The sequence below is a fragment of the Microcoleus sp. S13_C3 genome (assembly GCF_036700905.1).
GTDB lineage: Bacteria > Cyanobacteriota > Cyanobacteriia > Cyanobacteriales > Microcoleaceae > Microcoleus.
This window is the reverse complement of sequence record NZ_JAUBPT010000064.1, coordinates 29,769-43,322: the sequence shown is the minus strand read 5'-3', so window position 1 is coordinate 43,322 and position 13,554 is coordinate 29,769. Positions and strand designations below refer to the sequence as shown.

Annotated in this window: 11 protein-coding genes; 7 read left to right on the top strand and 4 right to left on the bottom strand. The window is 46.3% G+C overall.

Features of this window, described 5'->3' with window-relative positions:
- Nucleotides 1-161: 161 nt before the first annotated feature.
- Nucleotides 162-1,022, bottom strand: coding sequence for an FAD-binding domain-containing protein (locus tag QUA16_RS18415; RefSeq protein ID WP_333103915.1), 861 nt, complete (start codon nucleotides 1,020-1,022; stop codon nucleotides 162-164).
- 40 nt (nucleotides 1,023-1,062) lie between these two features.
- The gene (locus tag QUA16_RS18410; protein WP_333103916.1) at nucleotides 1,063-1,335 is read right to left on the bottom strand and encodes a hypothetical protein; all 273 of its coding nucleotides are present in this window, start codon (nucleotides 1,333-1,335) and stop codon (nucleotides 1,063-1,065) included.
- Between the two features lie 6 nt (nucleotides 1,336-1,341).
- On the opposite strand from QUA16_RS18410, the gene ribD reads away from it, so the two are divergent.
- From ribD to QUA16_RS18390, 4 genes are all read left to right on the top strand, one after another.
- Complete coding sequence (gene ribD / locus QUA16_RS18405) at nucleotides 1,342-2,517, top strand: bifunctional diaminohydroxyphosphoribosylaminopyrimidine deaminase/5-amino-6-(5-phosphoribosylamino)uracil reductase RibD (protein ID WP_333103917.1); 1,176 nt, start codon at nucleotides 1,342-1,344, stop codon at nucleotides 2,515-2,517.
- Nucleotides 2,518-2,569: 52 nt separating this feature from the next.
- Nucleotides 2,570-3,166 (top strand): hypothetical protein, encoded by a 597-nt coding sequence (locus QUA16_RS18400; RefSeq protein WP_333103918.1) that lies wholly within the window; start codon nucleotides 2,570-2,572, stop codon nucleotides 3,164-3,166.
- A gap of 110 nt (nucleotides 3,167-3,276) precedes the next feature.
- Nucleotides 3,277-5,373: a RecQ family ATP-dependent DNA helicase gene (locus tag QUA16_RS18395; protein WP_333103919.1), complete on the top strand. Its 2,097-nt coding sequence runs from the start codon at nucleotides 3,277-3,279 to the stop codon at nucleotides 5,371-5,373.
- Nucleotides 5,374-5,377: 4 nt separating this feature from the next.
- Nucleotides 5,378-6,862 carry a DNA-processing protein DprA gene (locus tag QUA16_RS18390; protein ID WP_333103920.1) on the top strand — a complete coding sequence of 495 codons (1,485 nt, stop codon included), beginning with the start codon at nucleotides 5,378-5,380 and terminating at the stop codon, nucleotides 6,860-6,862.
- Nucleotides 6,863-6,941: 79 nt separating this feature from the next.
- Here the strand turns inward: QUA16_RS18390 and QUA16_RS18385 are convergent, their stop codons facing one another.
- Nucleotides 6,942-7,856, bottom strand: coding sequence for a PPC domain-containing protein (locus tag QUA16_RS18385; RefSeq protein ID WP_333103921.1), 915 nt, complete (start codon nucleotides 7,854-7,856; stop codon nucleotides 6,942-6,944).
- A gap of 93 nt (nucleotides 7,857-7,949) precedes the next feature.
- On the opposite strand from QUA16_RS18385, the gene QUA16_RS18380 reads away from it, so the two are divergent.
- Nucleotides 7,950-9,677: an NAD(P)/FAD-dependent oxidoreductase gene (locus tag QUA16_RS18380; protein WP_333103922.1), complete on the top strand. Its 1,728-nt coding sequence runs from the start codon at nucleotides 7,950-7,952 to the stop codon at nucleotides 9,675-9,677.
- 139 nt (nucleotides 9,678-9,816) lie between these two features.
- Here the strand turns inward: QUA16_RS18380 and QUA16_RS18375 are convergent, their stop codons facing one another.
- A complete protein-coding gene (locus QUA16_RS18375) occupies nucleotides 9,817-10,593 on the bottom strand; it encodes a Uma2 family endonuclease (RefSeq protein WP_333103923.1) in 777 nt (258 codons plus the stop codon).
- Between the two features lie 284 nt (nucleotides 10,594-10,877).
- Here QUA16_RS18375 and QUA16_RS18370 point away from each other — a divergent pair, with 284 nt between their 5' ends.
- Both QUA16_RS18370 and QUA16_RS18365 read left to right on the top strand, forming a co-directional pair.
- Nucleotides 10,878-11,360 (top strand): FxLYD domain-containing protein, encoded by a 483-nt coding sequence (locus tag QUA16_RS18370; RefSeq protein ID WP_333103924.1) that lies wholly within the window; start codon nucleotides 10,878-10,880, stop codon nucleotides 11,358-11,360.
- A 222-nt stretch (nucleotides 11,361-11,582) separates the two neighbouring features.
- Complete coding sequence (locus tag QUA16_RS18365; RefSeq protein ID WP_333103925.1) at nucleotides 11,583-13,340, top strand: ABC transporter ATP-binding protein; 1,758 nt, start codon at nucleotides 11,583-11,585, stop codon at nucleotides 13,338-13,340.
- Nucleotides 13,341-13,554 lie beyond the last annotated feature (214 nt).

Here is a 13,554-nt window from a genome sequence, read left to right as displayed (position 1 = left end):
CTGTTGACTGTTGACGGTTGACTGTTGACTGTTGACGGTTGACTGTTGACTGTTGACTGTTGACTGTTGACTGTTGATAACTAATGACTAATGACTAATGACTACTGACTACTGACTACTGACTACTGACTAATGACTAATGACTACTGACTACTGACTTTTTAATTTCTGCGACCTTTTTTAGGCCGATCCCAACTTTTAGAACCGCCGCTACGATCGACCTTTTCTCCATGAGGAAACAACTTCCCTTCCAAATATTCGTAAGTTCCCTCAAAATCGCATTGCCCATACAGAGGACAATCGCGACAATAAACCGCCTTAGTGTAACGCTCCAAATTTTCCCGATTAAAAAAATAAGGTTTGTGACTAAAAGTGCTTGCTACCCACTGCCAAGAAAGATTATTGCTCGCCGGATCTCCATCTAGCAAATGTTGCAAAAACCAGCGAGCTCCGGCTTGCCAGCGCACGTGGCGCCAGTGTACGAGATAAGCGGCAGTCCACATCCGCTGGTGATTGTGCAAATAACCAGTTTCTCGCAACTCGCGGCTGAAACTGTCGATGCAAACCAAACCAGTCGAGCCCTCGACGACATCCTGCGGCAGAGTTTCGCTGTAATCTTTAGCAGTGTAACCAGTTTTGTAGGCTTCCCGGTCTTGCCAAATCCCGTTGCCCAATTCGGCATACAGTCGCTGCCAATAATCCCGCCAACCCAACTCGTTGACGAGTTTTACGGCTTCTTCTGGATGACGCACCTTCTCCAGTACGGCATCCCGGACTTCGGCAAGACTCAAAACGCCGTAGCGCAAATAGGGCGACAAGCGCGTTACCGCACCGTTGAGGAAATTGCGGGTTGAGGCGTACTTGCCGGGGTCAATTTGTTGCAGGGCTGTCTCGGCTGCTTTCCGCCCGCCTGGGGTTGGGGGTACGCTGCTGTCCCCGGCGGGGGCTTCGGGGAACTGTTCGCGCAGGTAGGCTATTAATTCGTCGCGGCTGGCAAATTCCCGCTTCATGTCCTGACTCATTCTTTTTTCAAGCACCTGCTATTGTTTCTTAATCTTAAAGCTATGCGATCGATCGTGCGGGTCGATGTCCTAAATTGCTTTTCACTCCTGGTAACTCACATCTTGCACCATTGTTAGCAACAGGCAAGATGCCTGTTCCACAAGAAAATTTATCTTTTGTGGAACAGGCATCTTGCCTGTTCATAAAGGCTAATTGAGAATAGTGCAATATCTCAGTGGTAACGTACAGTTGGCCCCAGCAGCAATCGATCGTCGGATCGCAGCCAAAATTAGCATCAAAGTTCAGTACACTCAGGGATAGATATAATACCAAAATCTTATGGAAACTTTTCCGGCGCACGCTCAAGCGATCGCCAGCTTAGCTAACCGACAGCAGCAAGGTACAAAACAACTGGAAAACAGCGAAGTTCAAGAGTTCGATCGAGCCATGATGCGCCGCTGCATAGAATTGGCTCGCCGTGCTCTGGGCAAAACCGCACCCAACCCCCTTGTCGGTTCTGTAATTGTCCGAGACGGCAAGATTGTCGGCGAAGGGTTTCATCCCGGTGCCGGTCAACCTCACGCCGAAGTTTTTGCGCTCCGGGAAGCGGGGGAACTCGCCGAAGGAGCGACCGTCTACGTGAACCTGGAACCCTGCAACCACTACGGCAGGACTCCCCCCTGTTCTGAAGCTTTAGTTAAGGCCAAGGTGGCAAAAGTAGTGGCTGGCATGGTCGATCCGAATCCTTTGGTAGCTGGAACAGGGCTAGCCCGGTTGCGAGAGGCTGGCATTGAAGTGGTGGCGGGAGTGGAAGGGGAAGCTTGCCAGAAACTCAACGAGGCTTTTGTGCACCGGATTTTGCACCGCCGGCCTTTTGGAATTTTGAAATATGCAATGACTTTGGACGGTAAAATTGCTACCAGTAGCGGCCACAGCGCTTGGGTGACAGGCGAGGAGGCTCGCAGCGAGGTTCACCGGGTGCGCGTCGGCTGCGATGCTGTGATTGTTGGGGGAAATACGGTGCGTCTAGACAATCCCCTACTGACGAGCCACCAGCCTGATAGGAATAATCCCCTGCGGGTGGTGATGAGTCGCACTCTGGATTTGCCGAAGTCGGCTTGGTTGTGGGAAACCTCTGTGGCGGCTACTTTGGTGCTGACTGAGCCTGGGGTTAACCCGGAATTTCAGGAATTTTTGATCGCCAAAGGGGTGGAAGTTGTGGAGCTCTCGCCTCTTACACCGACTAATGTTATGGCTTATTTGTACGATCGATCTTTTCTTTCTGTACTCTGGGAGTGCGGCGGCACTTTGGCCGCGAGGGCAATTGCTGAGGGTGCAGTTCAAAAAATTATGGCTTTTATTGCTCCTAAAATTGTCGGTGGCCAAGGAGCTCCAACTCCCGTGGGAGATTTGGGCTTTTCGGCAATGACTGAGGCTTTGACTTTAGAGCGGATTTCTTGGCGCGCGGTGGGTGCAGATTGTGTGGTAGAAGGCTATTTAAAAATTAAAGATTGAAAGTTAAAAGCGAGTCTTTTGAGTTTTTGATTTTTAACTTTTAACTCCTTTTATGGTGGAAATTCTGATTTGGAGTTTGATGATTGGCAGTCTCGGCTTGGAGGCTGCGCTTGTGGGTCTTTTGGTGAACCACGAGCAATTGGATGCGGGGCAAAAATGCGATGAGGAGGAGGAAGTTTTGACTCGGTACGAATCTCAAGAAGATAATTTTAATGCGCCTGAAAATGCGCCATCCAATGGCAATCCCAAACCCGATCCTAATGCTGTTGATTTGACGGTTTGGGAGTACAAGATTGTGCGGGCTAGCAACGATTTGTTCCGCAATCCTGCGATTTTTCAGAAGCTATGCCGGGAAGAGGCGGAAGTTGGCTGGATTTTGCTCGAAAAGCTAGACGACAGGCGGGTGCGGTTCAAACGTCCGATCGCGCTGCGGGATGCCCCGATGCCTAATTTACCAACGTTTGACCCTTACCGCACTCATTACGGCCCGCTCTCGAATGCGATGACTTGGGCTGCGACGATCGTGTTTCTGAGTGCGATCGTGCTTCCTGCTATTTTGGGCTATGCTTTGGTGTCTACCACTCTCACCAGAAGTCGCTCTAATTGGCCTCCGACACCTGTTCAATCTTTGCCTTCTCCCAGGGGGTAAGAAAGTACGAATTAAGACTTGGGTAGTTGGTGATATCATGTTAGTAATTAGTCCTGTTATTTTTAGCACAAAATTACAAAATCAGGAACTTTCACCAACAGGTTAGCAATATGACAGTAGAATTGAAAAATCGGGCGCGATCGCTTCTCCAGATAGCCCTCAACAACACACAAGCTGACTTTCGAGACGGACAGTGGGAAGCGATTGCCTCTTTAATCGAAGAGCGATCTAAACTGCTCGTGGTACAACGTACAGGTTGGGGCAAAAGCTTAGTTTATTTTCTCGCAACTCGGCTCCTACGAGATAGAGGAGCGGGCCCCACACTCCTGATTTCACCTCTACTCGCTCTTATGCGAAACCAAATTGCGGCAGCCGAGCGAATGGGTATTAAAGCAGCAACAATTAACTCCTCCAATACAGAGGAATGGCAACTCGTAAAAACTCAGTTGCTAGCAGGAGAAATAGATGTTCTCCTAATTTCCCCCGAAAGACTCGCCAATCAAGACTTTACAAACACCATTCTGCTACCAATATCTCAGAGAATTGGGTTATTTGTCGTCGATGAAGCCCACTGCATTTCCGACTGGGGACATGATTTCCGACCAGATTATCGCCGAATTGTCCGAATTTTACAAGCTCTTCCTCAAAACATACCTGTTTTAGCCACAACCGCTACAGCTAACAACCGAGTTGTTAACGATATCGTCGAGCAATTAAGTTCAAATCTCCGCGTCATCAGAGGAAACTTAATTAGAGAAAGCTTGCAACTCCAAAATATCGCTCTGGGCAGTTCAGCAGCAAGAATGGCATGGTTAGCAGAACAGTTGCCCAACTTACCGGGAAGCGGCATTATTTACACCCTAACTGTCAGAGATTCCGAACGGGTTACGGACTGGTTAACCATTCAAGGAATTGATGCTAAAGCCTACCATGCCCAGCTAGAAAATGTAGAGAAAGAAGCCTTAGAAGACCAACTTCTCAACAACGAAATTAAAGCGTTAGTTGCAACTGTAGCTTTGGGAATGGGTTTTGACAAACCCGATTTAGGATTCGTCATTCATTACCAACGTCCCGGTTCCGTCGTTCATTATTATCAACAAGTAGGGCGAGCGGGTAGAGCCGTAGAACAAGCCTATGGCATCCTTTTAAGCGGCGATGAAGATGACGACATTACCAACTATTTTATCAGAACAGCTTTTCCTCCACAAGCTCATACACAATTAATTTTAAAGGCACTAAACCAAGCCAATAATGGCTTATCTGTTCCCGAACTAGAGCAAGAACTAAATCTTTCTAGAGGGCTGATTGAAAAAGTTTTAAAACTACTATCCCTAGAATCACCCGCCCCAGTGAGCAAACAAAGTTCCAAGTGGTGCGCTACCCCAGTCAAGTATCAGCCAGACACCGATAAAATTGAACGTTTGACACAAATTCGCCGCCAAGAACAAGATAAAATGCGAGAATACATAGGCGAAAGCACACAATGCCTCATGGCTTTTCTTGCAGGAGAATTAGATGACCCCAATCCAACTAACTGTGGTCAATGTGCTGTGTGTTTGGGTAAACCTTTACTGCCAGAAACACCTTCTCTGGAAATGGTAAATCAAGCAATTCAGTACCTGCGGCGGTGCAATCGAATTATCGAACCCCGTAAAAGATGGCCGACCCAAGCATTTCCAGTTTACCGTTTATCGGGAAATATTAAACCTAATTTAATAGCCGAAGCCGGAAGAGCTCTGTCTTTATGGGGTGACGCAGGTTGGGGAGAATTAGTTAAACTAGGTAAGTATCGGGATAATAATTTTAATGATGCCCTGGTTGAGGGGGCTTTTGAAATGATTCAGCGCTGGCAACCTGAACCGTTTCCTACTTGGGTGACTTGCGTACCTTCTTTAAATCGTCCCGACTTAGTACCGACTTTTGCTCAAAAGCTGGCAGATCGATTAAATTTGCCATTTCAGCCAGTTGTTCGGAAAATTCGCCAAACACCACCTCAAAAAGAGATGAATAATAGTTACCAGCAAGCTCATAATTTGGATGGTGCATTTGCGATCGACACTTGGGAAGGAATAAAAGGAACAGTTTTATTAGTTGACGATATGGTAGATTCCCGGTGGACTTTTACAGTCATTGCTGCACTTTTACGTCAAGCTGGTAGCGGGTCAGTTTTTCCTCTAGCATTATCCCTCAACTCTCTTGCCGATTAGATATATGAATCATGTACTACCACCAGATACTCAAGCAATTTTACTCTTGTGCGCCAGCTTCGGGCAAAATCGGCAAACAGAACCGCAGCCTCTAACGCTTAGCGAATATAATTATTTGGCTGGTTGGCTGCGCGAAAATCAGATGCGCCCTGCGGATTTGCTAAGTCCAACTTGTTTAAACCTGTTACAATCCATTCCGGCAAGTAGGATTGACTTTAACAGAGTTTCGGCATTATTAGAACGAGGGGTAATGCTGAGTTTAGCTGTTGAAAAATGGACGAATCAAGGGCTGTGGATATTGGGAAGAAGCGACTCTCAATATCCCAAGCGTCTCAAGCAAATATTGAAACATTTAGCACCAGCAATTATCTATGGAATTGGCAACATAAAATTGCTATCTCAGGGAGGATTGGCTATTGTTGGTTCTCGGGATATTGATGAAGAAGGACTCGATCGCACTCAGAGAGTTGCACAGATTTGCGCCGAACAAGAAATGCAGGTAATTTCAGGCGGCGCGCGCGGGGTAGATACGGCGGCAATGTTAAGCGCGCTAGAGGCGGGAGGAACCGCTGTTGGCGTACTGGCTGACAGTTTGGCCGCTTCTGCTGTTGCTGGAAAATATCGCGCTGGCATTAAAGAAGGCCGACTAACTTTAGTATCTGCTTGCGATCCCAATGCTCGTTTTAATGTTGGGAATGCGATGGGGCGAAACAAATATATTTATGCCTTAGCCGATCGCGCCCTTGTCATCAATTGTTCAGTCGGTACTGGCGGTACTTGGGCGGGTGCGGTGGAAGCGCTAGAAAAGATCAAAGATGTCCCGGTTTTTGTGCTAGATGATGCCGTACCAGAAGGCAATCGCCAACTGCTGAAACGGGGAGCACAACCTTTGCCATTTGCATTATTTATACCTGGGAGTTCAATAAGGGGAAAATTAAGGGAAATTTTGGATGCTAAAGCATCAGAATTTGGAGCAATCGAAACTGCAATTGAAACCGGGAAAAATCCCCAACAGCAAAGTGCGCTGTTAGAAATTGCAGCCCCAGTTACAGAAGTGGAAATAACAGGCTCATTAACATCAGAAATTGCAGCATATCCAGTGCCGTTACACTCGGAATCGACCATTGGATCTACAAAAACAGAAGTGGCAGTGCCAGCCTCTCAAGAAACAAATATTGCATCTAATGGAAATTCGCAAGATGCGATTCCCTACGGGATAGCTTCGCCGCGCGTACAGGAGAAAACACCAACAGTCCAATTTCCTCCAAAAGATATTTACGAAGCAGTTTTACCCTTGATTCTCAGTAATTTAGAGCAACCGTTAGATGATAAATCTCTTGCGGAACTTCTGGATGTTCAAATAGGGCAAATGCGGCTATGGTTAAAAAGAGCAGTGGCAGAAGGTAAGGCGATAAAAACTAAGAATCCCGTGGCTTATGTAGCCCATCAAAAAGGAGCTTTATTATCTTTGCTTGATGAAAGTGCATAACCCACGGTGTCTCAAACTTCCGTGGGTAAATTCTTCAAATTTCCCATCTAAGATTTAAAGTTTCACATCAATTGACTCCTTAAATTTCGGGCGGTATTACTGAGGGAGCGGATAGCAATCTCAAGTCATAATTTGTATCGCCTTGAAATTGAGAAACGCGGACGAAATAAGTCCCCGCCGGCAAAGCCCCATTGCTGACAATTGTTTCTGATGCCGTGCCTAAATTGTTAGACGAAGCAATAATATCGTCTAATCCAACTGCGCCGTTGCCGTTGAGATCCTGAATTAATTCTACATCAACATCTGCACTCAAGCCGTCAACAGTTACACTGAAAAGGCTGGGAGTATTGAGGATAAAACTGTAAATGTCGGCGGGTTCAGCAGATCCCACAAAATCGCTCGCAGTTTGAATTTCTGTGAGAATACCCAGGCTTTTTGCTACGTTCAAATTGTCTGCGGTATCGGGGAGAGTGCTCAACAGTCCTTCTTGTTGACCGAATTGAATGTAATGGTCGATCGCACTTTGAACTGCGCCGCTTTGAACGGCTGCTGCTACCAGCGGATATTTTTCTAGATAAAAGCTGGGATCGAAGAAAACGCTGGCTTTGCGGTTTTCTAATTGACCGGCTTTTAAATAGTGTTCAAAGGCGGTAAATTGATTGGTTTGGACTGCTGTCTGAACGTCTGGGTTGCTTGCTAGATAGAAACCAACATCGAAAAAAGGATTGGGGTTGCGTCGTTCAAATTGACCGAATCTAATAAAGTGATCGGCTGCTGAAAAGCCGTTGAGTTTGGCTGATACCGCTACATCTGTATTGGTGTCTAAATAATAGCTGGCGTCGAACAGGGCATTCGGGTCGCGATTTTCAAATTTGCCAATTTTTCGGTAGTGATCGAAGGGACTCGATACCGTGCCTCTGGCAACTGCTACGGCGACATCTGGGTTGTTTTCGAGATAAAATTTCCTGTCGAACAGTGTTCTGAGGGTTAGCATTATTAAAAAAATCTCTCTGGACTTTAGTCTGGAAAGTGCACGATCGAGAATCCAGTTTACATCAAAGTTTTGTTTTGTGAGGATGTCTTAATTATGGCTAAGTCTGCACTGATGGCTATGCTGCGCCGCGCTGCGAGTATTGCCCAGAAATCAAGGGAAACGGGCATTCCGGCTGATGAACTGCTGGGGATGCTGAGCGTGAAGCGAAGCTATCCCGTAGGGAATCGCATTCCTAATTCTGCCATATCTCGTCGCCAGTTGCTGCACGGGGGTTTAGCTGCTGCGGGGGCGGCCGCTGCTGCGACTTTTACCAGGGATGGAGGGGGAGCTTTTGCTCAACAGGGCGGACGATCGCCGATTTTGGTTGTGGGTGCAGGGATTGCGGGTTTGACGGCGGCTTATCGCTTGGGCCAAGCGGGCGTGCGCGCCGATATAATCGAGGCAACTAACCGCGTGGGGGGGCGGATACGCACGGTTCCCAAGGTGGCTGGAACGCTAATTCCGGCGGATTTGGGGGGAGAATTTATTGACACCGGTCATACTAATTTAATCTCGCTGGCGACGGAATTGGGTTTGCGGGCGATCGACTTAGCCCAAGTGCAGAGTGGACTGGTGAAGGATACTTTTTTCTTTGAAGGACGGCGCTTTTCTCTTGAGCAATTAATCGCCGATTTTGCGCCCCTAGCTAGTAAAATTAGTGCAGATTTGCAGGCGGTTGGCGATGAAATTAGCTATCTTGATTTTACGGAAGCAGCGGAAAGATTGGACAATCTTTCGATCGCTGAATATGTAGACCAAGCTGATACTAGCACTATTGTCCGGCAGTTACTCCGCATTGCTTATACGGGAGAATACGGTCGAGATCCTGAAGAACAGTCGGCGTTAAATCTGCTTTTTTTAATCGGTGCTGAATCTGGCAGTTTTGAATTGTACGGCAACAGCGATGAGCGTTATCAAATTGACGGCGGCAACAGTCAAATTATCAACAGTTTAGCCGGTCAATTATCTGGTTCGATCGAGGCGGGGACGGTTTTGGAAGCGATTACTCTTTTGCCGGATGGCCGCTATCGCGTAAATTTGCGATCGGGACAAAGCGCCTTCGATCGCACTTACGAGCGAGTTTTGTTAACTTTGCCATTTAGCACTCTGCGAGACGTTAAAATTAACGTACCTTTGCCACAACCGAAGCGTAGGGCGATCGAGCAATTGGGTTACGGTACTAATTCTAAGTTAATTACTGGCTACCGCAGCCGAATTTGGCGGGAACTTTATCGCTCGACTGCTTCTGTTTATAGCGATTTAGGATTCCAGAGTACCTGGGAAGCTACGCCTTTCGCCCCTACTCCTAACGGTTTAGTTACTAATTTTACAGGAGGAAAGCAGGGTTTGTCGATCGGTGCGGGAACTCCAGAAGACCAAGCACAAAGATTTTTAAACCAATTTGAAAGAGTTTTTCCCGGAGTGAGAAATTTGCGATCGGGCAAAGCTGTGCGAGCTTATTGGCCGGGAGAACGCTTTTCTAAAGGTTCTTATTCCTGCTATTTAGTCGGACAGTGGACGCAAATGTACGGCGTTGAAGGCGAACGAGTAGGCAATTTATATTTTGCCGGGGAACACACTTCGCTGGAAAATCAAGGTTACATGGAAGGCGGTTGTGAAACTGGACAAAGGGCGGCTTTTGAAATTTTGCAAGACTTGGGTTTGATACCTTCTGCTAATGCTTTGAATACTCGAACTGCGAGCAGCTTGAACAGTCCCCGTCCGAGCCGAAAAATTCCCGGAGCGCGGAATCTTGGGAATAGAAAGCCGAGTATTAGATAAGCTCGTAAGGTGTACATCTAATTCTTGTTTGCCGTTGCTCCTAGCCCGTGCATCTAATTCTTGTGGGGAGTAGGGGTTGGGCTTCTAGCCCGCCCCAAAATACAATTTAGATGCCCAACAGCTTATGGCGTACAACTTATCAAATAATCTCGTCCGGGTTAATTCCCCGATCGCGCAAATATTCAGCCAGTCGTTCGGCCCGTTCACGTTCGCGATCGGCCCGTTCACGTTCGCGATCGGCCCGTTCACGTTCTCCTGCTAACTGTTCTACACCCCATAAAAGCAGATTTCCTGCTTCATCCCACCAGCGCAACCAATAGCCTGAACGCTGTTCTTTCTCCCCCCGCCACGTTCCTAAATACAAACCCATATCTGCCATCCAGTGGCGACCTTCCGCGTCGGGAAATTCTAATTCGTAGTTGCCATTTTGCAAGCGATATACTTCCAGCAAGCCAGTTTCTGGGTCAAAAATGACGTAAGTTGGTACTTGCAGAATTTGTTCGTAAAAAAACCACTTTCCCGGAGGAAAAGTACGTTTGACAGAATATTCGCCGCCGTCTGTTTCCGACAAGAATTCCATGACAATGGTGGGAATTTCTCCTTCCAAGTTTGGGGTATAACTTTTGCGGTCTCTTCTCGATTCGGCAGGCAGTACCGACGGTACATAAACCCAATCTGGTGCTTTGATGACTAACTCGCCGTTGACAGTAGCGCAAATGCCAAAGTTGCTGGCTATCAGCATTCGTGGCCCGATAAATCCTCTCAGTTCTAAGATTTCTCGCAGTGCTCCAGCAATTAGCGGTTGACCTGTATTCTCCACTGGTTTTTCTTCTAATTGGAAGTCGTCGGGCAACTTCTCCCAAGTTACGATCAGTTCTAACGTTTTTTGTCCTGGGTTATTTTGAGTAACGACCATGACTTTATTTTCTAAATTGTGATGTCTTATGATAGCATAATTTAAATAGTTGACAGTTGACAGTGAGCTTTTTAGATTTGTAGGTTGGGTTGAGGAACGAAACCCAACACATCCTTGCCGCGAAAAATTTGGGTGGAGTGAAACGGAGGGTTAGTTCATTCGGGGCCAAGCTACGCAATCTCATTTTTATAACATTAAGTGAAACCTATTTATATATAGATATGTAAGCGGAAATTTTAGGTAAACTATTTAGTACAATTAACTTGAAAAAATCCTGAATAAATATGAACCTTTTACATTTAACCGTAGCTTTATCGAGTTTGCTAATATCGCCGATATCTGCTCGTCCTTTGCTGGCATACGCTACAAATACACTGGCTCAAAATTCACCAGTTGATGAGCCGTTTTGCTACATGAAAACCCCCGACGGCAAAACAGTAGACTTGGGCAGATTGTGCGATAAACAGCCAGCATCGGGAACTGCCAAAACTTGCATTCCCGGTTCCAACATCGCTGCAAAAGTGTCAATCGCGGCGGCAAATTATGACGGCAACTTTTTTAGCGGTCAAGTGCTTAATCAAGGCTGCAAAATAATCAAGAATGTCAAAGTCAATTATGAAGTTTTGGACGAGTCAGGCAATTTAATTGACAACGGATTTATCTTCGCTCAACCAGTTACTCTTGCACCCGGACAGTCAGCCACCTTTAGGGGCCCAGTTGTGGCGGGGGCTAAGGTAGTAGCTACTCATGCAGACGCTCAAGAATGATTGTTGAGATTTGTCCGATCGCTGTTATCATATTCTGGCTCAGATATCTCTATGACTTACGCAATGAGTGACCCAGAGATCCCCCTAAATCCCCCTTCTTAAGGGGGACTTTGAATAATAAATAATCTTGTCCCCCCCTTATTAAGGGGGGTTAGGGGGGGATCGAAGTTTGAATATTCTTGCATAGATCCCCAAAAACAGAATTTGCGAGGGCAAAATATCTTGAAAACTCGATCGACATACTGGCAAATCTTACCCTACCTCCGTCCCCAAAAACAAACCATCGGTAAAGCATTAGCTTGTACCGTAGTATTTACCATATTTTGGCCGATTATAGCGTGGCTAGTTGGCGAAACAGCCAAATTTATAGGTAAAGGAGATTTACAAGGCTTCGCTCAAATTGCGGCACTCAGCGCCATTATCTTTCTAATTCGCGGTACAGCCCAGTACGGTCAAGATACACTGATGGCCAAAGCTGCTTTGACTATTGCTTTAGAAATTCGCAAAAAAGTCTACTCCCATCTTCAAACTCTCAATATCGGCTACTTTGAAACTGCCAAAACCGGAGACTTATCCTACCGTCTCACCGAAGATATTGACCGCATTGGCGAAGTAGTAAATAAATTTTTTCATCAGTTTATCCCTTGTGTTTTGCAGCTAATTGCCGTCATGGGATATATGATTTATCTCAACTGGCAATTAACCTTGGGTGCATTAATTATTGCACCGCTGATGGCTATCTTAATTGGCTGGTTTGGCGAGAGATTGCTGAGTTACTCGCGGCAAAGTCAAAATCGCATTTCTGATTTATCCGCTTTGCTGACAGAAGTATTCAGCGGCATTCGTTTAATCAAAGCATTTGTGGCTGAAGACTACGAAATTGCCCGCTTTGCAGAAGAAGCAGAACAAAACCGCCGCGCTAAGTATTTGTCAGAAAGAGTAAAAGCACTTCAGTTCGTTGTAGTTGGCTTTTTGGAAGCGATGAGCGTGATTTTGCTCTTTTTCCTGGGAGGTTGGCAAATTTCTCAAGGAAATCTGACAGGTACTCAATTTATCAGTTATATCGCAGGGGTGGCACTTTTAATTGACCCCATTGCTATTACAACTGCTAATTACGGAGATTTTAAGCAGGGAGAAGCTTCTAGCGATCGCATTTTTGAACTATTAGCAATTGTACCAACAGTAGTCGAAAAGCCTGGGGCGATCGAACTTCCCCATGTTACAGGCAAAGTCGAATACCGCAACATTAATTTTGCCTACCCCCCTCAACCCCCCCTTGATAAGGGGGGGCAAGGGGGGGTTCCAATTCTGCAAAACATGAGTTTGTTGGTGCTTCCGGGAGAAATGATTGCTCTCGTGGGTGCATCCGGTGCGGGTAAAACTACTTTAGTAAACTTGTTACCGAGATTTTACGATCCGCAAGCGGGACAGATTTTAATTGACGGTATTGATATTCAAGATGTCACCTTAAATACTCTGCGGAGGCAAATCGGAATTGTACCGCAAGAAACAATTTTATTTTCGGGTACAATTGCTCAAAATATCGCTTTCGGTCAATCTTATTATGAACTGAAAGATGTGCAAAAAGCTGCGGAGATTGCTAACGCTCATCAATTTATTAGTGAGTTTCCCGACGGTTATCAAACTTGGGTAGGAGAAAGGGGTGTAAATTTATCTGGGGGACAGAAACAAAGAATTGCGATCGCCCGTGCAGTTTTGCTCGATCCCAGAATATTGATTTTGGATGAAGCGACATCGGCGCTGGATTCGGAATCGGAAAGTTTAGTGCAAGAAGCGCTGGAAAGATTAATGCGCGATCGCACTGTGTTTATTATCGCGCACCGCTTGGCTACTGTGCGGAGAGCCGATCGCATTTTAGTTTTGGAAAAAGGCAGAATTGTGGAATCTGGGACGCACGAGGAGTTGCTGGAAAAGGGATCTCGCTATGCTGGCTACTACGCTCAACAGTTTAGTCAGTAGGGTACATTATTCTTTAGTCCGCGAAGGCGGACTTTGTTTCTGTAGAAGCGATTTCAATCGCCGATTAACTTACGCACTACGACCAAAGAAACCGGGTTTTTTGCCGTTTCTGCTGGCCTCAACGAAGTATTCAAGGGAAAAACCCGGTTTCTGACTACCCGTGCGTAAGTCCTAATCTAGCAAAAATTTCATTCAAAAGCCTCTCTCGTCTCCA

What these genes read in the sequence shown, in the direction of transcription:
- QUA16_RS18415 (WP_333103915.1), bottom strand. Translation starts at nt 1,022, where the DNA reads ATGAGTCAGGACATGAAGCGGGAATTTGCCAGCCGCGACGAATTAATA.
- ribD (WP_333103917.1), top strand. Translation starts at nt 1,342, where the DNA reads ATGGAAACTTTTCCGGCGCACGCTCAAGCGATCGCCAGCTTAGCTAAC.
- QUA16_RS18400 (WP_333103918.1), top strand. Translation starts at nt 2,570, where the DNA reads ATGGTGGAAATTCTGATTTGGAGTTTGATGATTGGCAGTCTCGGCTTG.
- QUA16_RS18395 (WP_333103919.1), top strand. Translation starts at nt 3,277, where the DNA reads ATGACAGTAGAATTGAAAAATCGGGCGCGATCGCTTCTCCAGATAGCC.
- QUA16_RS18390 (WP_333103920.1), top strand. Translation starts at nt 5,378, where the DNA reads ATGAATCATGTACTACCACCAGATACTCAAGCAATTTTACTCTTGTGC.
- QUA16_RS18385 (WP_333103921.1), bottom strand. Translation starts at nt 7,856, where the DNA reads ATGCTAACCCTCAGAACACTGTTCGACAGGAAATTTTATCTCGAAAAC.
- QUA16_RS18380 (WP_333103922.1), top strand. Translation starts at nt 7,950, where the DNA reads ATGGCTAAGTCTGCACTGATGGCTATGCTGCGCCGCGCTGCGAGTATT.
- QUA16_RS18375 (WP_333103923.1), bottom strand. Translation starts at nt 10,593, where the DNA reads ATGGTCGTTACTCAAAATAACCCAGGACAAAAAACGTTAGAACTGATC.
- QUA16_RS18370 (WP_333103924.1), top strand. Translation starts at nt 10,878, where the DNA reads ATGAACCTTTTACATTTAACCGTAGCTTTATCGAGTTTGCTAATATCG.